The following is a 26,513-nucleotide window of genomic DNA, read 5'->3' on the forward strand; positions in this document are numbered from 1 at the left end:
TGCGTTTTTAACAAATCGCTCGTGACATATTTTGCGCTGGAGCACAATTGAAGCCTGCTCTCGATTGGTGTGCAAACCTCTAGGCATTGAGGCATGCAAGAAACGAGGATGACAAAACAGCAGAAACATACTGGATAATGAGATTTTGGGAATGACATCATTCCAGATTTTTCCGGAAGGCTCTGTCCGAAGGACTGTGTTGTAACGGCTTATAACTGCGTGAGTTTTGGATCTATCCGCAATCCATTGAGAAAGAGACAGTGGTTTGAACCATGGATTTGCATTGCAGAATGGATCAATCTTTGCAAATCCTAGGGGAACTAGGTGTTTTTCCTAGATCTACCACTTATATGTGTAGTCGGGTTACGCCAATAGCCGATCTTGCTTCTCTGTCTCTTCCCCATCTCTGTCGGGATATGACTTCATTCAGGAGATACTCATGAGTTCAACACTCTCACTCACCAAAGAAATTCCGCTCCTTCGTGAAGCCTGTCTCATAGGAGGCAAATGGGTTAGCGGGGATGAAAGCAACTCCATCTCAGTGAACAATCCAGCAACCGGTGAAATCATTGGTCGCGTGCCTCGATTTGGTCGCTCTGAAACGGCTGAAGCCATCGATGCGGCGCAGGCAGCATTTGCAATCTGGTCGAAGATGACTGCGGTTGAGCGTTGCAATCTTATGCTGCGTTGGGCTGATGTGATTACTGAGAACCAGAAAGAACTTGCCGAACTGCTGACTATTGAGATGGGCAAGCCTCTTGCAGAAGCGACAGGTGAAGTTGCTATCACGGCCAATTACATTCGTTTCTTCGCTGAGGAAGGCAAGCGCGTTTATGGTGATGTGATCCCTTCTCCATGGAAGGACCGCCGCATCATGGTGACCAAAGAGCCAGTAGGTGTTGTTGGTGCCATTACTCCATGGAACTTCCCAAGCTCCATGCTGGGCCGCAAGCTGGCCGCGGCTCTTGGTTCCGGCTGTACGGTTGTTGCCAAACCCGCTAGCCAGACACCTTACTCAGCTCTGATCCTTGGTGAGCTTGCTGAGAAGGCTGGCATCCCTGCTGGTGTCATCAATATCATAACAGGCTCTGCGGCTCAGATTGCTGATGAACTGTGTGAGAACGAAAAGGTTCGCAAGATCACATTTACCGGTTCCACTCCGGTTGGAAAGCAACTGGCTGCCAAAGCACTGGCTAACATGAAGAAAGTTTCCATGGAACTTGGCGGCAATGCGCCGTTTATCGTGTTTGACTCCGCTGATCTGGATAAGGCTGTTGAGGGTGCGATTGCCTCTAAGTTCAGAAACTCTGGCCAGACCTGCGTATGTGCCAACCGTATCTATGCTCAGGCGAGCATTTATGAAGAATTCTCTGCCAAGCTGAAGGCAGCGATTGAAGATCAGCTGCGTGTAGGTGATGGCTTGAAACCAGGTGTGAACCAGGGTCCGCTGATTGATGGTGGTGCTGTTGCCAAAGTTGAAGAACTCATTGCAGATGCCGTTGAGAAAGGTGGAACCGTTGTCACCGGCGGCAAGCTGGATGCACAGGGCGGGACTTTCTTTGAACCGACTTTGCTGCTCAACGCGACACCTGACATGAAGGTTGCAAAAGAAGAGACATTCGGTCCGTTTGCACCTGTCTTCAAGTTCGAGAGCGAAGAAGATGTCATCGCGATGGCCAATGACACTGAGTACGGCCTGGCTTGTTACTTCTACACGCAGGATCTGGGGCAGACTTTCCGCGTGATGGAAGCTCTTGAGTACGGTCTCGTGGGTGTAAACGAAGGCGTGATCACCACAGAGTATGCACCGTTTGGTGGTTACAAAGACAGCGGCATGGGCAATGAGGGTTCCAAATACGGAATCGATGACTACATCAACATCAAATACTCTTGCATTGGTGGGCTTGGCCTTTAAAGCTCATTGTTAATTTTGTGGGGAGCCGGAGTGTTCATCACTCCGGCTTTTTCTTTTGGGGACTGCTTTCGTGATTATAGAACAAGAACGTTGTACGGCTGCGCCAACACTCAAAGGTGAGCGCATCATTATGCGTGCGCACCAAGCCTCTGATTTTGACGCCTGCTGTGCTTTGTGGGCTGATCCTGATGTGGTGCGTTATATTTCCGGTAAGCCTTCCAGCCCTACAGACACATGGGGGCGTATTCTCAAGTACGCCGGGCACTGGAGCCTTTCCGGCTTTGGGTACTGGGCTGTCATTGAAAAAGACACAGGCGAGCTGATTGGCGATGTGGGCTTTTCTGACTTCAAACGGGATATAACGCCAAGCCTTGATGGCCTGGCTGAAGCCGGTTGGGTGATCTCTCCTAAGTTCCACGGCCAAGGCTATGCTCGTGAAGCGGTTAAGCTTGGTCTTTCATGGTTGAAGGGCTCCCGTTTGTTTCCTGAAGCGCATTGTATTATTGCGCCAGAAAACATTGCCAGTGTCACACTTGCTGAGCGAGTTGGCTTTGAGAAGTATGCGGATGGGACGTATATGGGAAGTCCGACTGTTTTCATGAAGCAAAGCTTTACTTAAAACGATAAGCCCAGCTGGCAACTCACTGGTTGGGCTTGTTCATTTTCTGCGATCCTGTATATGCTTCCTTTAAAGATCCATGCAGGCTGAGTTATGCAGAAATACGATAAGATTTACACCAAGGACGAAAGTTACTTCGGCCATACCTCCAAGCAGTTTACAACATTGTTTTCCAATCTGGATTTCGATAGCGGGACTATTCTTGATCTGGGTGCCGGGCAAGGACGCGATGCAATTTTTCTCGCTAAGCGCGGTTACAACGTCATTGCTGTCGATAGCTCCAAAGTTGGTCTAAATCAGCTGCAGGAACGTGCTGAAGCTGAAAATCTGCCGATTGAGATCGTGCATGCTGATGCGCTTGGTTACACTCCGCCTCAAGATCTTGATGCGATTGTAGCTGACCGCTTTTTCCACGAGCTGCCAAACAATGCGCGCGTCAAACTTCTGCAGCGCATGCTTGGATATCTTCGTGTTGGTGGTTACATGCTTATCGCAGATGATAAGAGTGTTCTGCCAAATCTGCGTGATGCGCTGAAGAAAGAGAAATTTGAAGTTCTGCGTGACAAGAACGGAATTCTCTTCACATACAAGCCTTAGGGACTATTTCAGGAGGCGCCTTGTCGTGCCTCCTTATCCTGCTGTTATCAAATAGCCAGCAACTGATAGATCACACACGAAAATGTGATGTAAAACCCGTATATTTTTGCAGTTGTATCAGCTGGTTTTACAATCTCCATTATGTTGCCACAGTGACAACTCATTTCCGTAACAATGTTTGCAAAAATCGGCGATATTGCTGACTTTTCCGTGATTGTGCACTCAGGCTGAACAATGCGTTTAATTGCAATTCCCGAAACATGTGCCAATTGTATGCCCAAGCTTGACGTTCACAGTTCAACAGAAATTGGAGATTACAATGAAATCAGTTCGCTTCGGAATGCTCGCAGTTGCAGCTTTTTTCCTCGCAACAGCAGCAGTTGCTGAACCAGTTGCATACGACGTTGACATGTCCCACGCAAATCTGGCGTTCGACTACAACCATCTGGGTTACTCCACCACTGATGGTCGCTTTGGCACCTGGACCCCTACCCTGATCATCGATGAAGAAAACCCAGCGAACTCCAAAGTTGATGTTGAGATTGACGTTAACTCCCTCGACACCTTCTGGGCAAAACGCGATGAGCACCTGAAGAGCGCTGATTTCTTCGACGTTGCAAAATTCCCATCCGCAACATTCAAGTCCACCAAGGTTGAGCAGGTTGGTGAAAAGAACCTGGCAGTAACCGGTGACCTGACGATCCGCGGCGTTACCAAGCCAACCGTTCTTGAAGTGGTTGTAAACCAGATCGCTGAGCACCCAATGGCTAAGAAGAAAGCTGTTGGCCTTGATGCAACAACAACCATCAAGCGCTCCGACTTCGGCATGGCGATGGCTGTTCCTTACGTTTCTGACGAAGTGAACATCAAAATCAGCTTCGAAGCGACCGTTAAGTAATGGTTCTGGCCTGCATGCGGAAGCAAATGCCCCAGCAGGCCATATGACCTTGGCGAAGGGGCTGTAACGTCCCTTCCCTTGATCAAAGGATCTCTCCATGATCAGAAATACACAATCAGCCTATGGCATTGTTGCGATCACGTTGCACTGGACCATAGCCACGCTCATTATTGGTATGCTTGGGTTTGGTCTCTACATGGTGACCCTGCCAATTTTTGAGCCAGCAACCTACTCTCTTTATCAGCTTCACAAATCTATTGGCTTTGTCGTTCTTGCGCTTGTTGCGCTGCGCATTCTCTGGAAGATTACAAGCATCACTCCAGATCTGCCTGCTGAGATGCCTGGCTGGGAGAAGCTGGCTGCGCATCTGGGACACATCAGCCTTTATGCTTTGATGCTGATTATGCCACTGACAGGGTGGCTTCTGGTTTCATCCAGCCCGCTGGGTCTTCCGTCAGTGTTCTTTAACCTCTTTGAGATTCCGCACCTACCAACACCTGAGTTTTTGGGGCAAAAAGCGGATGTGTCTGCGTTCTTCACCTCAGTGCATGGCTGGGCTGCGTATGCGTTTATCGCAGTAATCCTTGCTCATGTTGGAGCTGCCCTTAAGCACTACTTCATATCCAAGGATAAAGTCTTACAGCGTATGTTGTCCTCAAAGGCTTAATTTGAGGATCCGGAGAAAACTATGAAACGATTGACCGACTTGTTCTTTAAAGCTAGCGCAATTTTGGCATTCATTCTGGTAGCAGCCGCTTCTACAGCCTCTGCTGAAGAATGGTACGTAGATCGCAACAAAAGTACGCTTGGCTTTGAAGTCATCAATAACGGGAACACCGTTACCGGTACATTTGCAACCTGGAATGCAAAGATCATCTTCGACAAAGCTGATCTTGAGAATGCTCAAATTCAGGCTACCATCATCACCGGAAGCGTGAAGACTGAAGACGCTCAGGCTGCGGGTGCGATCACCACTGCACAGTGGTTGGACATTTCCAGCTACCCAGATGCCATCTTCCGCGTTGACAATGTGGTTCCGGCTGGCGGTGATCTTTATGAAGCAGCTGGCACTTTGGAGCTTAAAGGCGCCAAGATTGCTGTGTTCCTTCCGTTCACTTTGACCATTGAAGGTGACACGGCTCATGCTGTTGGGGAAGCCACACTTTCACGCGGCGACTTCAAAATTGGCGATGGCGTGCCAGACAGCACTGTCAGCAACAAAGTCACTGTGAAGCTGGATCTTTACGCGACACGTTGATGACACCTACCCGTAAGAGAGGCTTGCATTTTCCACCAGGTCTCTCGTCAATTCGGCGTAATCTAGTAAATTTGACGAATTTTGAGGGCTGAGGGGCTTTGCCCCTCGGCTTTTTCTCTATAAAACGGCGCTCAGCAAATTCAACAGTGTACGGCTGTACACCAAAATAGCCAGAGAGTGCCAAGATGTCTGAAACACTTGCTCCCGAGTACGTTCACACCTCTCTTTTTCCATTGGGTAAGGACAAAACCCCGTATCGCAAGCTGACTTCCGAGTTTGTTAGCGAAGTTGAGTTTGACGGAGAAAAAGTCCTGAAAGTGGAGCAAGAGGGCCTGCGCCTGCTTGCTGAAGAAGCATTTAAAGACATCAACCACTTCCTGCGCCCTTCTCACCTTGAGCAGCTGCGGAAAATTCTGGATGATCCTGAAGCAACTGCAAACGATAAGTTTGTTGCTTTTGATCTTATGAAAAACGCGAATATTGCAGCAGCTGGCGTTCTGCCTATGTGTCAGGACACCGGCACAGCAATTGTGATGGGTAAGAAAGGCCGCAAGGTCTGGACCAATGGCAACGATGAAGCGGCGCTTGGCGAAGGTGCTCGTGACGCTTACTTCAAGAAGAACCTGCGCTACTCCCAGCTGGCACCTCTCTCCATGTTCGAAGAGAAGAATACCAAGAACAACATGCCAGCTCAGATTGAGCTGTATGCTGAGGGGGATGATGCCTACAAGTTTTTGTTCATGGCAAAAGGCGGCGGGTCTGCAAACAAGACTTTCCTGTTCCAGGGTACGCCAAGCCTGCTGACCCGTGATCGTATGATTGAGTTCCTGAAAGAGAAGATCCTCACTCTGGGAACCGCGGCATGCCCTCCATACCATCTGGCAATTGTTATTGGCGGCACCTCCGCTGAGCTGAACCTGAAATCCGTAAAGCTTGCTTCGGCCCGCTATCTGGACGAGCTGCCAACTGAAGGTTCAGAAGGTGGTCACGCTTTCCGTGATCTGGAGATGGAAGCTGAAGTTCACAAGTTGACCCAGTCCAGCGGTGTCGGCGCTCAGTTTGGCGGCAAGTACTTCTGTCACGATGTGCGTGTTATCCGCCTGCCACGTCACGGTGCATCTCTTCCAATCGGCATTGGTGTTTCCTGCTCTGCTGACCGTCAGGCGACCGGTAAGATCACCAAGGAAGGTATTTTCCTTGAAGATCTGGAGCGGAACCCAGAAGTTTACATGCCAGAAGTCACTGACAACGATCTTTCTGATGATGTCGTGAAGATCGACCTGACACGCCCGATGAGCGAAATTCTTGGCGAGCTTACAAAACACCCAACCAAGACCCGTTTGTCTCTGACTGGCCCATTGATCGTGGCCCGCGACCTTGCACACTCGAAGCTGCGTGATCGCCTTGAGGCCGGCGAGCCGCTTCCTGATTACATCAAGAACCACCCTGTCTATTACGCAGGCCCTGCAAAAACACCTGAAGGCATGCCATCCGGCTCCTTCGGCCCGACAACTGCGGGCCGCATGGATGCATATGTCGATCAATTCCAGGCTGCTGGCGGTTCTATGGTCATGCTGGCAAAAGGTAACCGCTCTGCAGGTGTGCGTCGTGCCTGTCAGGCTCATGGCGGCTTCTACCTGGGCTCCATCGGTGGTCCAGCTGCACGCCTGGCTCAGGATTGCATCAAGAGTGTTGAAGTGGTTGAATACGAAGAGCTTGGTATGGAAGCCGTCTGGAAGATCGAAGTGGAAGACTTCCCTGCCTTCATCGTGGTTGACGACAAAGGCAATGACTTCTTTAAAGAGCTGAACCTGAGCTAACTACTCAGTTTCTGGATTTACTGAATTAGGGCGCTTTTCGAAGCGCCCTTTTTTGTGCCTACAGTTCATGACAATTTCAATCAATCAAACATCAAATTAGCATTATTCACTCTTACTTTTGTCGATTAATTAGTGTTTTAGCTAGATGCAAATTAAGCTCGAGACGAATGTAAATCAGCTTCGAATGGATCACTAGTAAAATCCTTTGCCATAAGAAACATATAGCGGCAGTTGTAGTCTGTATTACTTCAACAATTAATAGATTTGACATTCTAAGCTGCGAGCGTCTCCCTACTCGCTGCATAAATTCCCTCATGCAAACGAGATAAAACAAACAACAATATCCCAGGGGGTATTCAATGCGCATACTTATCGCGAGTGTTGCACTTTGCTTTGCAGCACTATTTACCGGAACACAGGCAGATGCTGCGGCTTCTGGAAAGTTCTTTGATCATGCATCCAAGAAGTGGGTGACTTATGGTTCCGCTCAACACGGCAAGTCTCCCATCAAACGCAAGCAAGTCCGCTACAATGGCTCCTACGGCCCGAATACCATTGTGATCAGCACGAAAGACCGTCGCCTTTATCATATCCGTGGCAACGGTACTGCCATGGTTTATGGTGTTGGCGTCGGACGCGAAGGCTTCCAGTGGGCAGGTACACACCGCATCACTCGCAAGGCGGAATGGCCAAGCTGGACACCACCGAAGGTCATGATCGAACGTGAGCGCCGCAAAGGCCGCATCTCCTTCTTCATGAAAGGCGGCCCGAACAATCCACTTGGTGCACGCGCCATGTATATCGGCAGCACGATCTATCGTATTCACGGCTCCAATGAGCCATGGACTATCGGCTCTGCTGTATCTTCAGGCTGCATCAGAATGGCAAACGAAGACGTCATTCACCTCTATGACAACGTCAACGTTGGCACGAAGGTTGTTGTTCTACGCTAAAATGCTTGGGGCTGGTTGCTCACCAGCCCTTTTAGCTAAGCTCTCTTGAGAGCCCACGTTCTTCCAGTTCTTTCAGATAACGATTCCACAAAAAATCTCGTTGCTCTTCCATCTCCTGGAAGTACGCCCAGGTAAAAATGCCGGTATCGTGCAGATCATCAAATGTCAGTTTAACTGCGTAATTTCCGACCGGATCAACACCGATAATCGAGACATCCTGCTTTCCTGCAATCACTTTTCTTTGATCTGGCGTATGGCCCTGAACCTCTGCAGAGGGTGACATCACCCGCAGAAACTCCGAGGTAAACGAGACTTCGAGGCCGTCATCAAAAGTAATTTCAAGATTTTTTCCATTGTTTTTTAAGTGAATTTGCGTAGGCCAACGTGTATCCGACATATTTTTTTGTCCTTGCCCAAGTTCACGGAACTCAGTATTGATGATCTAGGAATTATACCTGTGGTTCTAAGATATTTTCCTAGGTAAATCCACTGGAACTCCTTACTGATGGATTGACGCTAACTCATTGCGTACTACATTAGAATTGTTAAATTCGACGGTTTCAGAGAGACGGAAGTGGAGGTTTCCATGGGGCAGTATGCCGAGGACAAACAGCAGGGTGCGCACCCAGCATTGATTGACCCGTTCGGCCGCGCCGTGACGTATCTTCGCGTCTCTGTGACTGATCGCTGTGACCTGCGCTGCGTGTATTGCATGTCAGAGCACATGACCTTCCTGCCAAAGAAAGACGTGCTTTCGCTGGAAGAGCTAGATCGCCTTTGCACCGTATTCATCGAAAAAGGTGTTCGGAAAATCCGTCTGACGGGTGGTGAACCCCTCGTTCGTAAAAACATTATGAGTTTTATCCGTGGCCTTAAGCGCCATCTGGATGGCGGCGCTCTTGATGAGCTTACAATCACAACGAACGGCACACAGCTTGAGCGGTATGCCGAAGAACTATTTGAGGCAGGTGTTCGCCGCATCAACGTTTCTCTCGACACATTGAACGCTGAGAAGTTCAAGGACGTTACGCGTTGGGGTGATATCCAGAAAGTGTTCAACGGGATTGAGGCTGCTCAGAAGGCAGGGCTCAAAATCAAGCTTAACGCCGTTGCTCTGAAGAACTTCAACGAAGATGAGCTTATTCCAATGCTGGAGTGGGCGCACGAACGTGGCCATGACCTCACCTTCATTGAAACTATGCCTTTGGGTGAGATTGATGGCGACCGAAACGAACAATATCTGCCTTTGAGCGATGTGCGCAAAGCTCTCTCAGCCAAGTATACACTGACGGATATTCCGTACAAGACCGGCGGCCCTGCCCGTTACATGCGGATAGAGGAAACAGATGGTCGTCTCGGCTTTATTACGCCAATGACCCATAACTTCTGCGAAAGCTGCAACCGCGTTCGAGTGACATGTACCGGCCAGCTGTTTATGTGCCTAGGTCAGGAAGATCAGAAAGACCTTCGTGCTGCACTGCGCGCATCTGAAGGAAATGAAGTGCTTTCGGAAGCGATTGAATCAGCGATTGCACGAAAGCCAAAGGGCCATGACTTTATTATCGATCGTGATAACAAGTCTGGATCTGTTTCTCGTCATATGAGTATGACGGGGGGGTAAGTTTAAAACAATCAAATAGTTGGCCCCGCCTAAGGCGGGGCCAACTATTTTTAAGCATGGCATCATGATGGTGTATATGAGAAGCTTGTGCTGATACCCTTAAAGAGGGTCACAATCTTATCACCGAGCAGTGGCACTGCAGCGATAACAATAACAGCCATCAAAGCCGCAAGAATACCATATTCGATTGCAGTTGCGCCTGACTCGTCTTTCAAAAACTTAGCAAACATTATTTTAAACTCCGTTTTGAACCCTAGAAGCCCCACTCCTCATCGGGACTAGGGGCACCCTAGGCCCTCATTTCTTGCCAATTTATGAATCAAATTCTCTGAGTAATTTAGGGATGTTAGAAGTACGCAGTTATAACTGGTGCGACACGCTATTATCCTAAATTCAATACACACACATTCGAAGTAACTCATTGTTTTTAATATATTTTTAAATAAATAAAATTGAATGATACAAATTTACCATCCATTAACTCTATCTCTTTTTCAGCAAATTTCACAGTGCATAGCTTCAAACTGAAACCCTCTGGCACTTACTCTATATCAACGTCCAACTAAAGCGCTTTAGAATGCCTTGCCAAAATGTGTGAAATGCGCGGGATCGTTCGAAGCGGCCTTTCATCATAAGAATGTGCATTGGTGCAGTGCGTCGTCGCTTTTGCTCTGGATAGCTCACAGTCTCAACAAAGTTCGTCATATTATTCTCCAGTCATCATCTCGATGGGACAATAGTCTTGTGGTGGAGATCTCGGCAAACGAGTAATTTCGAGCAATCAGATCAAATTATTTGAGGTGATATGCGTTATTCGCTTCCTCCACTCAACTCTTTCAGAGCATTCGAGTGTGTTGCCAGACATATGAGTTTTGCGAAGGCTGCTCTTGAGCTCGGGCTTACACCGTCGGCATTAAGCTATCAGATCAAAATGCTTGAGGAGCAGTTACAGGTGCAGTTGTTTGTGCGACTCAACAGAGCTATCGAGCTTACGTCAGCAGGGCACCAGTTGTTGCCTGGGGTTGAGGCTGGATTAGAGAATTTCAGCGAAGCTGTGGCTCGGGTTAAAGGGATAGACGAGGATAATGTGCTGGTCATCTCAACAGGTCCTGGCACAGCCTCAAAGGTGATAGCGCCGCGTATTTACCGCTTCATGGAAGCTTATCCGGAGATTGAACTGCGTATCTCTGCCAATCTGAAATTGGTGGATTTCTATAAGGATGACGTTGATCTTGGGCTACGCTTTGGACGGGGCCCCTATCCGGGATTGCATGTCGACTTTCTTATGGAAGATTATCTGACACCAATGTGCGCGCCGCGATTGGCGGAGCAGATGCGGCAACCGGAAGACTTAAAGAACTTTACGCTGCTTCACGAAGACAGCATGGCGACTTTTTTGAATGCGCCAAGCTGGAAAGATTGGCTAAGATCGGCTGGTGTTTCTCGCACGGCCTGGGCAGATAAAGGCATGCACTTTTCGCAGATTGATCATGCTCAGGATGCGGCGATTGAAGGGGCCGGAGTAATCCTGGGACGAAAGGTTCTTTGTGCTTATGATGCGCGACTTGGCTTGCTGACAAACCCGTTCGATCTGAAGATCCCTGCAACCGCTCATTACATGTTGGTTGGCTTGGAGAACTCCTTTCAAAAGCACAAATGCAAGGTTTTCATTGATTGGATCAAGTCTGAACTTGAAGAACTTTGTCCAGCTTAGCCAAGCAAATGTGTCACGCGCCCAGCCCAGCACAAATGAAGCGCAAACCAAATGTATTGAGAAATGAAATCGGGTATTCGTCTGAGCGGTAGATATTACAGCTTTGCGACAAGAAAAAACGGCAGAGGCAACACTCTAACACCCTGCCGTTTCACACTCAACTTTATCAATCAGAAGTCAGCTTATCAGCCTACAACGATTTTGGGAGCTGACCTTGCCGCATCTCCAGTAGGTTGCATGACACCTTGCCAGAGGCCTGCAGCAATCACGCCATAAGCTTTCGCGATCGGGCTATCAGGATTGCTCACTGTGATCGGTACGCCGGTGTCAGACTGCTGGCGGATCTCCATAGTCAATGGCACTTCGCCGAGGAATGGAACCTTCATCTTCTCAGCTTCTGCTTTTGCTCCGCCATGTCCGAAGATCTCATGTGTTCCGCCACAATCCGGGCAGATGAAGTGGCTCATGTTTTCGACAACGCCGAGCACAGGGATTGCCACTTTTTCAAACATTGCGATACCACGGCGAGCATCCAAAAGCGCCAGATCTTGTGGAGTAGAAACAACAAGCGCGCCTGTCAGTGGCACCTTCTGAGCCATGGTGAGCTGCACGTCTCCGGTTCCCGGCGGTAGGTCAACGATGAGGGCATCCAACTCGCCCCAGTCCACTTCACGGAGCATCTGATTGAGAGCGGAAACAACCATTGGGCCACGCCAGATCATGGCGGTGTCTTCTTCCACTAGGAAGCCGATGGACATCAATTTGATTCCATGCGCTTCAAGCGGTTTCATAATTCTGTTTTCAGTGACTTCAGGCTGCCCGGATGCACCCATGAGTTTGGGGATGGACGGGCCGTAGATGTCAGCATCTAGCAGACCGACCTTCAATCCCATTGCGGACAAAGCTAGTGCCAGGTTTGCGGAGGTCGTGGATTTACCAACACCGCCTTTACCGGAAGCTACTGCGATGATGTGCTTTACGCCCGGAACATCCTGTTTCGCTGGCAGCGGGGCAGCTTGGGGTGGCGCTTTACGTGCAGCTGGAGGAGGTGTTGATGGAGAACCCGGCTGTTTCTCAGCGGTTAGAGCAACTAAAACAGTCTCTGCACCGGGAAGAACACCGACAACCTTTTCCGCGGCCTGACGCAGACCTTCGAGTTCTGTCGCTCGTTCTGCTGGCACCTTGATTGAAAAGACGACACGACCATCTGCGACAAACAGGTCTGCGACCAGATCCTGATCAACAATGTTGCTCTTGCCATCAGGAGATTTCACCTGTTTGAGCACCTCAAGAACGCGCTCTTGCGTCAATCCAGCCATAGCCTTTTCGGTATCCTTATGGTTTTTGCCTGATGTGAACCCGCCTTTCAGGCGTCCCCACAATCCTTTTGGTTTGTCGTTGTCCATCGTGCACACCCTTTAAAGCCTCTGCCAAGCAGAGAGGGATAAATATGATCTTGCTGGTAAATATGCCTGTCAGCTGAAACTGCAAGCTTTTGCCATTGGTTCTTTAGTATCTTGGTATACTTCTCAAGAAGAAATGAGCAATACAGAATTCATGAAAGATACACCTTGTCCTTTGCGCATTCGCAATCTGTTTTGCTAAACCACTCCACTATCAGTTGAGCGGAGTTCACGCAAAGTTGAGGTCACCAACACAAATTCACAGATATTTGCGCACTCCGCAAAATCTTTCATTGAAGATAAAACCCAGCGTCTTCTGAGGATTAGAGTGCACGCTAGGGGATCTACCTTACGTTTTGGAGAGCTCGTTTCATGCTCCTGATACAATCACTCAACAAACTGAGGGTAATGCGTGATATTTAGGAAGCTAAGAACCCTCTTGCTGCTGCGCACGGGAGCGGGAGGATCGGGCGAAATTCATGCTGACAATTCTGTTCTGCATTTTCCACGGGCTAGGAGGCAATCGTGTCTAATCCTATTTTGATGAATCGTCGTAGTGTGCTGGGAGGCATGGCCGCTACCGGTGCCATTGCAATGGTGCATCCATATTCTGTTCTTGCAAAAGAGAATACTGCGCACCTGCGTTTGATGGAAACAACCGACCTCCACGTCCACGTCGCTCCATATGATTACTATGCAGACCGTCCAATGGACACAGCTGGTCTTGCTCGCACGGCTACCATCATCAAAAAGCTGCGCTCTGAAGCAACCAACTCTATGCTGGTAGATAACGGTGACTTCCTGCAGGGTAACCCAATGGGTGATTACATTGCCTATGAGCGCGGTATGCGTGAAGGTGATGTCCACCCAGTCATCAAAGGCATGAACGTTCTGGGTTATGATGCTGGCACTCTGGGTAACCACGAGTTCAACTACGGTTTGGACTTCATGATGAAGGTTCTTTCCGGAGCAAACTTCCCGGTTGTTTCTTCTAACGTTTCCAAAGGCACGTCCCTAGGCTCCAATGGCCGTAAGGATGATCTGTTCCTGAAGCCATACACAATCGTTGAGAAGAAGATCAAAGACGGTGCAGGTACAGAGTACACCATTAAAGTGGGCTTCATCGGCTTTGTTCCTCCAATGATCATGAACTGGGACTCCCGTCATCTTGTTGGCAAAGCAAACAGCCGTGACATGGTTGATGCAGCTCGCGCATGGGTTCCGGAAATGAAGGAACAGGGCTGTGACCTGATCATCGCATTGGTTCACGGCGGTATTGCTGGTGGCGCGCACGAAGAAGGTGCTGCAAACACCGCGCTGCACATCGCAGGCGTTGAAGGTATCGATGCCCTGTTTACAGGTCACCAGCACGATGTCTTCCCAGGTCCTAACTATGAAGGCATCCCAGGTGTTGATGCAGAAAAAGGCACGCTGCAGGGCAAGCCGGCTGCTATGGGCGGTTTCTGGGGTTCGCACCTTGGTGTGATTGACCTGATGCTTGAGCGTGATGGGAACAACGGCTGGCGCATTGCTAACTTCACTACTGACGTACCGTCTATCTACAAGAAAGAAGGCCGTAAGCGTATTCCTCTTGTTGCAAGTGATGAAGAAGTGCTGGCAGCGGTTGAGGACGATCACAACAAGACACTGTCTTACGTTCGCCGCGCTGTTGGTAAGACCTCTGCTCCACTGCATTCCTACTTTGCTCTGGTGGCTGATGATCCATCTGTACAGATCGTGTCTAAAGCACAGACTTGGTACACCAAGGAAATGCTCAAAGACACGGAATGGGCTGGTCTGCCTGTTCTTTCTGCTGCTGCTCCGTTTAAAGCTGGTGGCCGCGGTGGTGCTGACTACTATACTGACGTTGCTGCGGGCGATATCGCAATCAAGAACGTTGCTGACCTTTACCTTTACCCGAACACCACTCGTGCAGTGCTGATCACCGGTAAAGATGTGAAGGAATGGCTTGAGCGTTCTGCTGGCATGTTCAACCAGATCGAAGCAGGTAAGAAAGACCAAGTTCTTCTGGACGCAGAGTTCCGCTCCTATAACTTCGATGTGATTGATGGTGTTACCTACGAGATCGATCTGACCCAGCCTTCCAAGTACGACGGCAAAGGCAATGTGGCCCATCCTGATGCGAACCGTATCGTGAACCTTCAGTTTGAAGGCAAGCCAATCGATATGGATCAGAAGTTTGTTGTGGCAACCAACAACTACCGCGCTGGCGGTGGTGGCAACTTCCCGGGCATCAATGATGATGTGATCATCTTTGTTGGTCCGGATACAAACCGTGACGTGATCGTTCGCTACATTGTGGAACAGGGTACAATCAACCCATCCGCTGATGCGAACTGGAAGTTCAAACCTGTTGCAGACACAACTGTTCTGTTCGAAACCGGCCCTGTAGCTGAAAAACACATGAAAAACGTGGAAGGCGTGCAGATTGAGGCAGCAGGTGAAGGCAAAGACGGTTTTGCGATGTACCGCATTACGCTCTAAGTCTGAATGACTTACATGATTTGAGAGAGGCGGGGCCACGTGCTCCGCCTTTTATTTTTCGCAAAAAGCGAGACATTTCAGTGTTTTAAACGTTGTATTTTACATTTTTAGAAGAATTTGCTGTCAGGCTTTCATGAACTGGAGGATCTGACAATGAGTGTTACGCAGTTATGTTATAGAAGTCGCATTCATTGGCCTGCGCTTCGCCATAGCCTTGATGAGGAAGTTGAACGATCGCTGTCACGCATCCGACGCATTAACTCCATGGCAGGCGTCACAGGCGCGCTGATCCTGACGGACAATCATGTATTCCAATTGCTGGAAGGGCCTTGGCCATCCGTAAAGCGGACATTTGAGTGTGTGCTTGAAGACAGGCGACATTCCGACCTCACCGTTCTTTCCAATGAAGAGCAGGATTTCAGGCTCTTCCATAATTGCTGGATGCACTTTTGCGATTTGCGCGAGGAAGCAGACAGCCATTATCCCAAGTTTTTCGGCAATCTCCTTGCCCATCCTGACCGCACCTGCAGTGAAGAGGTGATGGAACTGTTGCTTCTGCTTTCCATGAACATGAGTGAAAGCCAGCTGACCAGCAGAATTGCGCTGATGTAGCTCATACCTATGCTCCCCACGGTGGCATGACCACCGCTCCACGACGCTCTTAAAGGCACCTCTCCTCCCACTGCCTTTAGGAGCGTTTTTTTTGTGGTTTGCGACGGAATGAAGCTTTGCACCCGGCGCTTGCCTGCTTCACAAGTAAGTCTGGTGATTTGCATGCTTGTTGGAAGTGGGAACTCAAGAATGTCTGATGCTCAGAGCAATCAAAACCTGACAGTGGGCTGCGTGCTCTGCGGTGGGAAATCGCGGCGTATGGGCGGATCAGATAAGGCACTATTGGACTTAGATGGTATTCCTCTGCTCAAACACGTCACCACGCGTTTGCAGGAACAGGTTGAGCAGGTTGTTTTGAGCGTGAATGAGCCTGGCCCGCTGCATGAGAACCTTGGACTGCCCTTACTTGCAGATGAGCTGACTGGGCATTTAGGTCCGCTTGCGGGTATGCATGCTGCGCTGAGCTGGGCGGAGAAGCACTCTCCTGACGCACTAGACGTGATGACCGTTGCTGTAGATACACCATTTTTTCCCATGGATATGGTGGAGGTGCTGGCATCCCATCGCGAAGCAAACGCTGATTGTCCGGTGATTTGCTCTAGTGGTGAACGAGACCACTTTGCATTTGGTCTGTGGCCTGTTGCGCTTGCGGATCCATTGAAAGAGTATCTTTTAAATGGCGGGCGCAGCATCAAAGGGTTCTTTAATGACCATCCTCCTGTCATCGTAAAGTTCGAAGCCCACAACGGCGTGGATCCGTTCTTTAACATCAATACGCCGGAGGATGTGCCAATCGCATTGGAGCATCTTGCCAAATTACGCGTGCAATAGTCGTGAAATCGACCAGATCACTGTGAGAACTTTGATTTTTGCCAAATCCTACGGCGTTCCTCTGGTAAATAAAGGGAACACCACTAGCAAATCTTCTGGAATAAGCATGAGTACGAAAACTCCCTTTCTGAGCTTTGACGAAGCCCTCAATCACTTGCGTGGATTAGGTCACTGTAAAGTCGTTGCAGAGGAAACGTCACTTTATGAGGCATATGGGCGTGTACTCGCAGAGGATATCATCGCCACGTGTGATCTGCCTCCGCTTGATAACTCGGCAATGGATGGCTACGCGATTGCACAAGGTGGATCAGAGCAGACGTCCTTTCCGGTGGTGATGGAGATCTTTGCTGGTTCCATGCCAGAAACACCGCTGAAACCTGGAGAAGCTGCGCGGATCTTTACCGGAGCGCCAGTTCCGGAAGGCGCAGATTTTGTGGTACCGCAGGAGGATTGCTCTGAGAGCGAAACTGATGGTGAGCGCCGCGTTGACCTCTCCCGCAGCTATCCAGCTGGCTGCAACATCCGCCGCAAGGGTGAAGACCAGACCAAAGGTGCGCCTATTGTTAAGGCAGGCACCCTGCTCCGCCCTCAAGAGATTGCTGCTGCTGCCTCTATTGGCCTTGGTCAGCTCAAGACATATCGGCGTCTTAAGGTTGGTGTGTTCTCGACTGGCAATGAGTTGATCCGCCCGGGCACTGAGCGCCAAGATGGGCAGATCTTTGACGCAAACCACTTCCTGCTGCGTGGGATGCTTGCCAATTTGCCGGTTGAACTGATTGATCTTGGCATTTTGGCAGATCAGCGTGAGATTGTGGAGAGCGCTTTGGAAGCTGCCTCCAAGCAATGTGATGTCATCCTGACCTCTGGCGGTGCTGGTGGCGGTGATAAAGACTTTGTTTCAGCCACTCTTTCCAAACTCGGCAAAACCACCTTCTGGCATCTGGCCGTCAAGCCGGGCCGTCCTTTCATGGTTGGTGAGTTGCCTGATTGCATTTTCATCGGCCTACCGGGCAATCCAGTGGCCGCGACTGTTGCCTTTGCATTCCTTGCGCGACCGCTGATTGAGGCTCTTGCCGGGTCCGGTTTTGGTGAAGCCCCACGCCAATGTATTGCAGCGGATTTTGAGATTTCCAATCGCAAGACCGGTCGCCGTGAGTTCCTGCGTGGACGCCGGGTGGTCAGTGATGAAGGCATTAAACTGACCAAGTATCACAGTGATGGTTCCGCCCTTTTGTCCTCTTTGACGTTTGCGGATGGGTTCATTGAACTGAAGGAAGATGTGTCTTCTGTTCAGAAAGGTGATCTGCTGCCATTTGTCAGTTTTGATGAAATTGGCCTTAGGTAACTCTGCTGGCTCGCATTTTCAGAATCGCGTGCGAGCCTTTTTTCCACTCCTAGATCAGCAGTTGCAATTTTAACAAATTTACCCTCAAAGCTGCGAAAAATTGCAAGATATTACCGCGAAGTATCGTCAGTTTGCTATTAATTAGCCTAATATGCCCAGTATATAGGTTGATCTACGGATGCTTTTAGTGAAACATAAGGCCCGGTTAAGCAGGGGCCTACCTAAAGAAGCCCTGCCAAGATAATTAATTCGGGGACATAATATGCGTATTATGCGTTTGGCAGCAGTAGCAGCAATTGCGTTGGCAGCAGTTTCTGGCGCGGAAGCAAAAGAATGGACAAAGGTTCGCATGGGCACTGAGGGTGCTTACCCTCCATTCAACTACACCACCGCTGACGGAACACTGACCGGCTTCGACATTGAAATTGGTAACGCTCTTTGTGAAGAGCTGAAGCTTGAGTGTACATGGGTTACTCAGGACTGGGACGGCATCATCCCAGGTCTGGTTGCAGGCAAGTACGACACCATCCTTGCTTCCATGTCCATCACTCCAGAGCGTATGGAAAAGATCTCCTTCTCTGAGAAGTACTACAACACTCCTCCAGGCATTGCTGTTCGCAAGGACTCCGAGCTGACCGAAGCAACTCCTGAAGGCCTGAAAGGCGTTCGTCTTGGCGCACAGGGCAGCACCACTCACTCTCAGTTCGCTGAAGAGATCCTGAACGGTTCTGACGTTGCTCTGTACCCTACTTCTGAAGAGTACAAGCTGGATCTGGAAAACGGCCGTGTTGACGCTGTTGTTGACGACGTGATGGCTCTGGAACAGTGGATCAGCTCTGACAAGGGTTCTTGCTGTAAGATCCTCGGCACCATGCAGTCTGTTGAAGAGATCCACGGTAAAGGCGCAGGCATCGGCGTTCGCAAGGGCGACGAAGACCTTGCAGCTCTGTTCACCAAAGGTATCGCAGCTCTGCGCGCTAACGGCAAATACAAAGAAATCAACGACAAGTACTTCAAGTTCGACGTTTACGGCGAATAAGAACAACTTGTCGATCAGCTGACCTTTCAGCTGTCGGTTTCAGAACCCCCGGGTGTTTACTCGCCCGGGGGTTTTGTTTTGCCATTTTGATCAGCCCATATTGCCAGTTTGGCAAAATGGCTGCTGATGGCCTTCATTTTGGAAAATACGATTTGATTCCGCATAGTCCCTCCTCAGAGCTTGGCGGGACGATCAGGCATAGTTTTCTCACTAACCCAGTCGGATGAGAGAAATATTTCCTCCACACAACCCGTCATTATAACGGATATCACTTCACAATAACGGCACTTGGCGCATTTTTCTTCCGATATCTCCGTTATTTCAGTTGAAGTCCGGCATATTTTTTATAGTGTCCTTGGCAACAAATGCAGAGCACAACCAAAACGACCACTCTGCCAAAAAGAACAAGGATGCACGGATGTCTTTTGCCCGCATGGCGCTAGCCACACTTATGAGCTTCACTGCTGCTTCAGCACTTCAGGCGGATGAGATCACCAAACTGCGCGTTGCCACTGAGGGCGCTTACCCTCCATTCAACTTCACCGGTTCAGATGGCGTTCTGACTGGTTTTGATGTTGAGATCGGCAATGCACTGTGCGCAGAGATGAAGGTTGAATGTGAGTGGGGCACGCAGGAATGGGATGGAATGATCCCGGGTCTGGTTGCTGGCAAATACGACGCGATCATCGCGAGCATGTCCATCACAGAAGAGCGTCTTGAGCGCATCTCCTTCTCCCGCAGCTACTACAACACGCCTTCAACCATTGCAGTTCCTAAGGATTCTCCAGTTACTGAGATCTCACCGGAAGCACTGGACGGTCTGTTGATTGGCGCACAGGGTGGCACGACGCACTCTGTTGTGGCGGAAGAAGTTTATGCGGATGCGGATGTGGCGCTGTACCCAACCTCTGAAGAATACAAGCTGGACATTGAGAATGGTCGTCTGGATGCGGTGATTGATGATCTGGGTGTCCTGCAGAGCTGGGTGGATTCTGAAGCTGGCTCCTGCTGCAAAATTATAGGCTCTCTGCCAATCCAGCCAGAGCTGCATGGTCAGGGTATTGGTGTTGGCGTTCGCAAAGGACAGGAAGAGCTGGCAGATCGCTTCTCTCAGGCCATTCTCGCCATTCGTGAAAACGGCACCTACAAGAAGATCAACGACAAGTACTTCTCTCAGGACGCTTTTGGGGAATAAGGGCTAAAAAGAAGCAGGAAAGATTCGAAGCTGGGGAAAGTTTCTGTGATGCATCACCGTTTTGCAGAATATGAATGCGCAAAACCGATCAAAATGGAAACTTACTCCTCTCAAGGTGGATTAAATTGGCTATTTTCTGCCGACACACCTACTCAAATAGGTTGAAATATAATTTCTTCCATTTAAATATGCGCCCCGGCTGTGCAGGGAGCCATCGTGATGACCCCTGCCAAGAATTTACAAAGGGGAATACAAATGGGCTTCATGCGCTTTGCCACTGTTGCAACACTCGCACTTCTTGCTTCCACTCAGGTTCAGGCAAAGGAATGGACGAAAGTCCGAATTGGCACTGAAGCTTCTTACCCTCCATTTGCTTACACCACCGCTGATGGCAAGCTGGTTGGTTTTGAAATTGAACTGGGCAACGCGCTTTGCGCCGAACTGAAAGTTGAATGTGAATGGATGCCGGTTGACTGGGACGGTCTGATCCCTGGTCTGGTTGCCGGCAAGTACGACACCATCATGGCATCCATGTCCATCACACCAGAACGGAAGCAGCGCATTCAGTTCTCTGAAAAGTACTACCAGACCCCTCCAGGTGTGGCAGTACCTAAAGATAGCAAGATCACCGAGGCCTCTGTTGAGGGTATGGACGGTGCTCTTGTCGGCGCGCAGGTTGGCGCGACGCACGCAGTGTTTGCTGAAGACATTTTGACTAAATCAGAAGTGTCTCTGTACCCTACTGCTGATGAATATAAACTCGATTTGGAAAGTGGTAGACTTGATGCTGTCGTTGATGACGTAGTTGTTCTTTCTGACTGGCTTAAGTCAGAGGACGGCAACTGCTGTAAACTGCTCGGCACTATGTCACCTATTCCAGAGATACATGGTGTAGGCGTTGGTGTAGGCGTTCGTAAGAGCGACCAAGACTTGGCTGACCTATTCTCCAAAGCGGTTATTGCTTTACGTGAGAATGGAAAGTACAAAGAGATCAACGACAAATATTTCGACTTTGACGCCTACGGAGAGTGATGGCGTCAAGCTGCAAAACACTCTGACGGCGGGACTTGTTTCCCGCCGTTCTAAAAAAGAATAGGGGCAATCCCCGTAATGAATGAAATTTTCACACTCTTGTCCTTTGGGGACATGGGCTGGGGCGACGAGATAGCACTTGGCATTGTTATGACCGTCTCCCTTGCGTTGGCAAGCCTTCCCTTCGGCTTGCTTTTAGGCTTTCTGCTGGCGCTTGCGAAGAAGTCTCAAGAACCTTCTCTGCGCGCTGCGGCCAACGTTTACACAACAATTTTCCGGGGGCTTCCAGAGCTCCTTACGCTCTTTCTCGTCTATTACGGCGGTCAGATCCTCATTCAGCAAGTGCTCTCGCTGTTTGGGGATATCTACTTTGAGGTGAACGCCTTTATCGCAGGTATGATTGCCCTATCGCTGGTGTTCTCTTCCTACGCTTCTGAAGCATTTCTTTCTGCATTCCGCGCGATCAAGCAAGGCCAGTATGAAGGTGCTGCAGCACTTGGCTTGGGCTATGCGCATACCATGCGTCTCGTCATTCTTCCGCAGCTTGTTCGTCTGGCATTGCCAGCGCTGAGCAACCTGTGGCTCATCCTGTTGAAGGAGACCTCTCTGGTTTCCATCATTGGTCTGGCAGACATCATCCGTTACTCCAACATGGCAGCACGCACCACCAAAGAACCATTCCTGTTCTTTTCTGTCGCCTGTGCGATCTATCTTGTTCTGGCTGTGATTTCTTCTGGTGGCATATCCCGCCTTGATGCCTGGGCTAAGCGCGGGGAGGCTTCCAGATGAGTGATGTTACTATTGGCGCTTCGGCGAGCTACGTTCAGTCCGAGACCATTGCAGCAAAGACACCTCCTCCTGCCCCAAAACATCGTCCGTGGACGCCGGCCCGCGTTGTGGGCACTACATGGCTGACCCTTTGGATTGCGGGTGGCCTTGGCATTCTGTGGTTCCTGCTGAACTCCAACAGCGTTGCTGTGGTGTTTGGTGGTGAAGGCCTTCTGCCTGTTTCCATCACGCACAACGCAAAGTTCCTCATCAAGTACGGTGAGAAGTTCGTTTCAGGTTTCATCATCACGCTGAAGCTTGTTGCCGTCTCCATGTTGCTGGGCGTTCTGCTCTCCATTCCGATGACCTTCATGCGGATGAGCAAGAACCGCATTCTGGGCGGCATTGCATATGGTTACGTCTACTTCTTCCGCGGCACGCCGCTGCTGGCTCAGGTGTTCCTGATCTACTACGGCGCGGGCACGTTCCGCGAGCCGCTGCAGTCCGTTGATATGTGGTGGTTCTTCCGTGATGCGTGGAACTGTGCGGTTCTGGCATTTACTCTGAACACCGCAGCTTATCAGGTTGAGATCCTGCGTGGCTCTATTGAGAGCATCGCGAAAGGCCAGTGGGAAGCAGCGTCTGCACTGGGTCTGCCGAAGTGGCTGACCTTCTGGAAAATTATTCTCCCGCAGGCTCTGATCGTGTCTCTGCGTCCATATGGTAACGAGATCATCCTGATGATCAAAGGCTCTGCGATCGTGGCGATCATCACCATCTACGATCTGATGGGTGAGACACGTCGTGCGTTCTCACGGACCTATGATTTCCAGGCGTATGTCTGGGCGGCAATTGCGTATCTGGTGATGGTGGAAACATTGCGCCGGGCGTGGGATCGCATTGAGGCTCGTTTGACGCGTCACTTGCACAGATAAGCCAGCTGGCATTGATGAATACTTGAAAGCGCAGGTCCAAAAGCCTGCGCTTTTTTCATTGGTAGAGCCGGTGAATTTACGTGGTATCTGCCGATGAAGCTGATAGTGTTGCTGCGCTCTGATTCAAGTTTATAAGGATAGTCCGATGGCAAAGGTCGCGTTTATTGGTTTGGGCGTAATGGGATACCCAATGGCGGGTTTTCTGGCCTCTCGCGGGGGGCATGACGTTACCGTTTACAACCGGACAACAGCTAAAGCAGAGGCATGGGCCAAAGAGTATGGCGGATCATTCGCTCTAACGCCTCAGGAGGCCGCTGAGGGCTGCGACGTTGTTTTTGCTTGCGTTGGCAACGACAATGATCTGCGCTCTGTCACAACCGGCGAGAACGGCGCATTCCACGGCATGAAGGCTGGCGCTATTTTCGTGGACCACACAACAGCCTCTGCGCAGGTTGCGCGTGAGCTGGATGAGACAGCACGTGCAGGGGGATTTTCTTTCCTTGATGCGCCTGTGTCTGGTGGGCAGGCTGGTGCTGAAAATGGGGTTCTGACCGTGATGATCGGTGGTGAGCAGGAAGTCTTTGATCGTGCAAAGCCGTTCATCGATTGCTTTGCCAAGTTCGCTGGCCTGATGGGCCCTGTGGGTGCAGGGCAGCAGACCAAGATGGTGAACCAGATTTGTATTGCTGGCCTGGTGCAGGGTCTTTCTGAAGCGATCCACTTTGCGCAGAAGTCTGGCCTTGATGTTGAGAAAGCTATTTCAGCAGTGCGCGGCGGTGCGGCTCAGTCCTGGCAGATGGAAAACCGTTGGGAGACCATGCGTGATGGTGAGTTCGAGCACGGCTTTGCGGTGGACTGGATGCGTAAGGATCTGAAGATCTGTCTGGAAGCTGCTGACGAGGTTGGTGCGCGCCTTCCGGTGACTGCTCTAGTTGATCAGTTCTATGCAGAAGTTCAGGCCATGGGTGGCAACCGCTGGGATACATCCAGCCTGATTGCCCGGCTGAACAACGCGGATAAGAAATAATAAAGCAAAAAGCCCCGATCAGATGACCGGGGCTGCTTGCTGTATTTCACTATTTATTTAGGTATTTCAATGAAACAGAATGGCGCTTCCTACGAACTCGTCCCAAGTTCAGGCTGGCTACAAATCTTACTAGTCATCCTATTTTTCTATGTTTTCTTCAGGCACATCATGTTCAGTTTTATGATTGCTGATGTGATACTAACATTCTTCAAGCAATTTCGATGGTTCCCAAGTAAAGGGAAAAGACTGCGCACATTCGTACATTGGCTCATTGCCATTGCCTTGATGGTTGGGACAGTCATTGTTGCCTCCAATCTAGGCTACCTAGAAATTGTACGCATACGCTAACCTAAAAGAGGTGATGTCTTTAAAACATCACCTCTTCAAACTCTTAGGACATGTTCGCTTTTGGCTTTTCAGCGACGATGTAAGAAAGCGGTAGCTCGGTGGTGTATTTGATCTGCTCCATCGCGAAGGACGTGGACACGTCTGCGATGTTTACCTTTGCAATCAAACGCTTGTAGAAATCATCGTAAGCATCGATATCCGGCACGGCGACGCGCAGCAGGTAGTCCACCTGCCCGGCCATGCGGTAGAATTCCACCACTTCTGGGAATTCGCGGATCACATCGGCGAATTTACGGAGCCAGTCATCAGTGTGTTCATTGGTGGTGATAGCCACGAACGCGGTGACTTTGGCATTGACCTTCTTTGGATCAAGCACGGCAACGCGTCGGGTGATGACACCGTCCTCTTCCATCTTCTGGATGCGGCGCCAGCAAGGGGTGGTGGACAGGCCAACACGGCGGCCGATTTCAGCTACAGGAACGGTGCTGTCTTCTTGTAGAATGGACAGAATGCGACGGTCGATCCTATCGATCATATTATACCCCTATCTCCCACCGGAATTATTGTTTGGCGCAAAATCATTGCAGGAAGCATAAGGTCATGGGAAATGTTATTCCAGCTTCAAACGCCAAGATATTCGCAGGAATATAGGTTTTCATTCTACACCACCTTAAATCGGTGAAATTTATTTTCATCAACATAGAATTTGGCAAGAGCTAAAGGAATGCGTTGCCATATTCAGGGGTGGATTAAAAAAAGAATCTCTCAAATCACATGAGCAAGCGGCTGACTTCTTCTTTCAGGAGCGGAAGGAGCTCTTTTTCGAACCAGGGATGCTTTTTAATGTGGACGTTGTTGCGCCAGGACGGGTGTGGGAGGGGGAGAACTCTTGGGCCGAGGCCTTTGGCGTGGCGCTCGCAGGTGGTTTCCCAGATTGATCTGAACTCAGCGATGGTTTCCCAGAGGCGGGATTTGGTGAGTTCGGGCATGTGATAGGCCTGCGCATAGCCACCTATTGCAAGCAGCGTTTCGATTTGTGGCATATTGCTGAAAATTTCTTGATGCCACGTTTTCTTGCATTCTGGCCTTGGGGGCTTGTCACCGCCTTTGGAGTCCAACCCCGGAAAACAGAAGCCCATGGGGATAATTGCAAGTTTGGCGGGGTCGTAGAAGACCTCTTCACCAATACCCATCCAGTCGCGCAACCGATCTCCGGAGGGGTCTGTAAACGGCCTGCCAGAGGCGTGGACGCGGGTTCCCGGTGCCTGACCGCATATGGCGATGCGCGCCGTAGACGACAGCACAACAACGGGCCTCGGCTCATGAGGCAATGGCTGACGGATGGGCTGCTCAACACAGACCCGACACGCGGCTATGCGCTCTTTTAAGCGCTGGAGGTTTCCTTCATCACCTGAAGCGCTGCCTGCACTCCCGGACGCTCTATCATCTTTGCATACCATCGGCGCAGATTACCAAGTTCTTCAGGGACTTGCAGCTTAATTACGCGGGCAAAGTTGATTGCTGCGAACAATGTGATGTCAGCGATGGAGTATCGGTCTCCAGCCACATAACGATTGTTGGCAAGCTGCGCGTCGAAAATGGCGAGTGTTTCGAGAATTTTGGGGCGGTTGGCCTCCCCCCACTCTTTCACCTGCGGTTGCTCCAGCGGAGCCATGGCCGGGTTGGTGTGGCGGAACACCTGAGAAACCTGATTTAACAAGCCCAGATCAGCGCGCCGGTTCCACATCTCGATCAGCGCTCTTTCTTTGGCCGTCTGGCCCAGCAAAGGCTTGAGAGGGTTCATCTCTTCAATGTAACGACAGATGGCGCAGCTTTCAGAAATGGCCGTTCCATCATCCAGCACGAGCACGGGCAATCGCTGACAAGGATTGATCGCTTTAAACTCTTCTGCCTTCAATTCGCCATGCATGAAATCTACGTAGGCAGTGTTAACCTTAACGCCCTTCTCCGCAAGGAACAGGGTGACGCGAAAGGGGTTAGGTGCTTGCCTATGGCTATAAAGTTTCAATGGTGCCTCCCAACAACCACGAGCTGTTGCCCTCACAATCTACAGGAGA

At 50.1% G+C, this 26,513-nt stretch carries 26 protein-coding genes; 20 read left to right on the forward strand and 6 right to left on the reverse strand.

Annotated features, from left to right (window positions below; all coding sequences use genetic code 11):
- The first annotated feature begins 439 nt into the window (after positions 1–439).
- From PJE062_RS21495 to PJE062_RS21530, 8 genes are all read left to right on the forward strand, one after another.
- On the forward strand, positions 440–1,915 hold the full coding sequence (locus PJE062_RS21495) for an NAD-dependent succinate-semialdehyde dehydrogenase (protein ID WP_008551948.1): 1,476 nt from the start codon (positions 440–442) through the stop codon (positions 1,913–1,915).
- A 70-nt stretch (positions 1,916–1,985) separates the two neighbouring features.
- Entirely contained in the window at positions 1,986–2,534 is a 549-nt protein-coding gene (locus PJE062_RS21500; protein ID WP_008552040.1) for a GNAT family N-acetyltransferase, read from the forward strand.
- A 93-nt stretch (positions 2,535–2,627) separates the two neighbouring features.
- A complete protein-coding gene (locus PJE062_RS21505; protein ID WP_008551797.1) occupies positions 2,628–3,131 on the forward strand; it encodes a class I SAM-dependent methyltransferase in 504 nt (167 codons plus the stop codon).
- Positions 3,132–3,450: 319 nt separating this feature from the next.
- Entirely contained in the window at positions 3,451–4,029 is a 579-nt protein-coding gene (locus PJE062_RS21510; protein WP_008552017.1) for a YceI family protein, read from the forward strand.
- 97 nt (positions 4,030–4,126) lie between these two features.
- On the forward strand, positions 4,127–4,696 hold the full coding sequence (locus PJE062_RS21515) for a cytochrome b (RefSeq protein WP_008552022.1): 570 nt from the start codon (positions 4,127–4,129) through the stop codon (positions 4,694–4,696).
- Positions 4,697–4,717: 21 nt separating this feature from the next.
- Complete coding sequence (locus PJE062_RS21520) at positions 4,718–5,287, forward strand: YceI family protein (protein WP_008552057.1); 570 nt, start codon at positions 4,718–4,720, stop codon at positions 5,285–5,287.
- Between the two features lie 185 nt (positions 5,288–5,472).
- Positions 5,473–7,107, forward strand: coding sequence for a fumarate hydratase (locus PJE062_RS21525; protein WP_008551945.1), 1,635 nt, complete (start codon positions 5,473–5,475; stop codon positions 7,105–7,107).
- 359 nt (positions 7,108–7,466) lie between these two features.
- Complete coding sequence (locus PJE062_RS21530) at positions 7,467–8,060, forward strand: L,D-transpeptidase (RefSeq protein ID WP_008551865.1); 594 nt, start codon at positions 7,467–7,469, stop codon at positions 8,058–8,060.
- 31 nt (positions 8,061–8,091) lie between these two features.
- Here PJE062_RS21530 and PJE062_RS21535 read toward each other — a convergent pair whose 3' ends face one another.
- The gene (locus PJE062_RS21535) at positions 8,092–8,457 is read right to left on the reverse strand and encodes a gamma-butyrobetaine hydroxylase-like domain-containing protein (RefSeq protein WP_037037910.1); all 366 of its coding nucleotides are present in this window, start codon (positions 8,455–8,457) and stop codon (positions 8,092–8,094) included.
- Positions 8,458–8,646: 189 nt separating this feature from the next.
- Here PJE062_RS21535 and moaA point away from each other — a divergent pair, with 189 nt between their 5' ends.
- Positions 8,647–9,681, forward strand: coding sequence for a GTP 3',8-cyclase MoaA (gene moaA, locus PJE062_RS21540; RefSeq protein WP_008552036.1), 1,035 nt, complete (start codon positions 8,647–8,649; stop codon positions 9,679–9,681).
- A gap of 62 nt (positions 9,682–9,743) precedes the next feature.
- On the opposite strand, the gene PJE062_RS21545 is transcribed toward moaA, so the two are convergent.
- A complete protein-coding gene (locus tag PJE062_RS21545; RefSeq protein WP_008551958.1) occupies positions 9,744–9,911 on the reverse strand; it encodes a Flp family type IVb pilin in 168 nt (55 codons plus the stop codon).
- A gap of 575 nt (positions 9,912–10,486) precedes the next feature.
- On the opposite strand from PJE062_RS21545, the gene gcvA reads away from it, so the two are divergent.
- Positions 10,487–11,395: a transcriptional regulator GcvA gene (gcvA, locus tag PJE062_RS21550; RefSeq protein ID WP_008552049.1), complete on the forward strand. Its 909-nt coding sequence runs from the start codon at positions 10,487–10,489 to the stop codon at positions 11,393–11,395.
- Positions 11,396–11,580: 185 nt separating this feature from the next.
- Here gcvA and apbC read toward each other — a convergent pair whose 3' ends face one another.
- A complete protein-coding gene (gene apbC, locus PJE062_RS21555) occupies positions 11,581–12,714 on the reverse strand; it encodes an iron-sulfur cluster carrier protein ApbC (protein WP_037037961.1) in 1,134 nt (377 codons plus the stop codon).
- A gap of 654 nt (positions 12,715–13,368) precedes the next feature.
- On the opposite strand from apbC, the gene PJE062_RS21560 reads away from it, so the two are divergent.
- The 10 genes from PJE062_RS21560 (at position 13,369) to PJE062_RS21605 (ending at position 24,087) form a co-directional block, all read left to right on the forward strand.
- Positions 13,369–15,303 carry a bifunctional 2',3'-cyclic-nucleotide 2'-phosphodiesterase/3'-nucleotidase gene (locus PJE062_RS21560; RefSeq protein ID WP_083793296.1) on the forward strand — a complete coding sequence of 645 codons (1,935 nt, stop codon included), beginning with the start codon at positions 13,369–13,371 and terminating at the stop codon, positions 15,301–15,303.
- A 153-nt stretch (positions 15,304–15,456) separates the two neighbouring features.
- Positions 15,457–15,915: a BLUF domain-containing protein gene (locus PJE062_RS21565; RefSeq protein WP_008551887.1), complete on the forward strand. Its 459-nt coding sequence runs from the start codon at positions 15,457–15,459 to the stop codon at positions 15,913–15,915.
- 189 nt (positions 15,916–16,104) lie between these two features.
- A complete protein-coding gene (mobA, locus tag PJE062_RS21570) occupies positions 16,105–16,746 on the forward strand; it encodes a molybdenum cofactor guanylyltransferase MobA (RefSeq protein WP_008551980.1) in 642 nt (213 codons plus the stop codon).
- A gap of 106 nt (positions 16,747–16,852) precedes the next feature.
- Positions 16,853–18,091, forward strand: coding sequence for a gephyrin-like molybdotransferase Glp (gene glp, locus PJE062_RS21575; RefSeq protein WP_008551970.1), 1,239 nt, complete (start codon positions 16,853–16,855; stop codon positions 18,089–18,091).
- Positions 18,092–18,353: 262 nt separating this feature from the next.
- Positions 18,354–19,130 carry a transporter substrate-binding domain-containing protein gene (locus PJE062_RS21580; RefSeq protein WP_008551960.1) on the forward strand — a complete coding sequence of 259 codons (777 nt, stop codon included), beginning with the start codon at positions 18,354–18,356 and terminating at the stop codon, positions 19,128–19,130.
- A 418-nt stretch (positions 19,131–19,548) separates the two neighbouring features.
- Positions 19,549–20,325 (forward strand): transporter substrate-binding domain-containing protein, encoded by a 777-nt coding sequence (locus PJE062_RS21585; protein WP_008551872.1) that lies wholly within the window; start codon positions 19,549–19,551, stop codon positions 20,323–20,325.
- Between the two features lie 255 nt (positions 20,326–20,580).
- Positions 20,581–21,357, forward strand: coding sequence for a transporter substrate-binding domain-containing protein (locus PJE062_RS21590; protein ID WP_008551842.1), 777 nt, complete (start codon positions 20,581–20,583; stop codon positions 21,355–21,357).
- A 78-nt stretch (positions 21,358–21,435) separates the two neighbouring features.
- Positions 21,436–22,146 (forward strand): ABC transporter permease, encoded by a 711-nt coding sequence (locus PJE062_RS21595; RefSeq protein WP_008552004.1) that lies wholly within the window; start codon positions 21,436–21,438, stop codon positions 22,144–22,146.
- Positions 22,143–23,060 (forward strand): ABC transporter permease, encoded by a 918-nt coding sequence (locus PJE062_RS21600; protein WP_008551750.1) that lies wholly within the window; start codon positions 22,143–22,145, stop codon positions 23,058–23,060. Before PJE062_RS21595 ends, PJE062_RS21600 begins: the two co-directional genes overlap by 4 nt.
- A 145-nt stretch (positions 23,061–23,205) precedes the next feature.
- Positions 23,206–24,087 carry an NAD(P)-dependent oxidoreductase gene (locus PJE062_RS21605; protein WP_008551881.1) on the forward strand — a complete coding sequence of 294 codons (882 nt, stop codon included), beginning with the start codon at positions 23,206–23,208 and terminating at the stop codon, positions 24,085–24,087.
- A 391-nt stretch (positions 24,088–24,478) separates the two neighbouring features.
- Here the strand turns inward: PJE062_RS21605 and PJE062_RS21615 are convergent, their stop codons facing one another.
- The 3 genes from PJE062_RS21615 to PJE062_RS21625 form a co-directional block, all read right to left on the reverse strand.
- Positions 24,479–24,970, reverse strand: coding sequence for an Lrp/AsnC family transcriptional regulator (locus PJE062_RS21615; protein ID WP_008551814.1), 492 nt, complete (start codon positions 24,968–24,970; stop codon positions 24,479–24,481).
- A gap of 235 nt (positions 24,971–25,205) precedes the next feature.
- Positions 25,206–25,739: a uracil-DNA glycosylase family protein gene (locus PJE062_RS21620; RefSeq protein WP_083793297.1), complete on the reverse strand. Its 534-nt coding sequence runs from the start codon at positions 25,737–25,739 to the stop codon at positions 25,206–25,208.
- Between the two features lie 80 nt (positions 25,740–25,819).
- Positions 25,820–26,464: a glutathione S-transferase gene (locus PJE062_RS21625; RefSeq protein WP_083416517.1), complete on the reverse strand. Its 645-nt coding sequence runs from the start codon at positions 26,462–26,464 to the stop codon at positions 25,820–25,822.
- Between the last annotated feature and the right edge of the window lie 49 nt (positions 26,465–26,513).

Source organism: Pseudovibrio sp. JE062 (genome assembly GCF_000156235.1).
GTDB lineage: Bacteria > Pseudomonadota > Alphaproteobacteria > Rhizobiales > Stappiaceae > Pseudovibrio.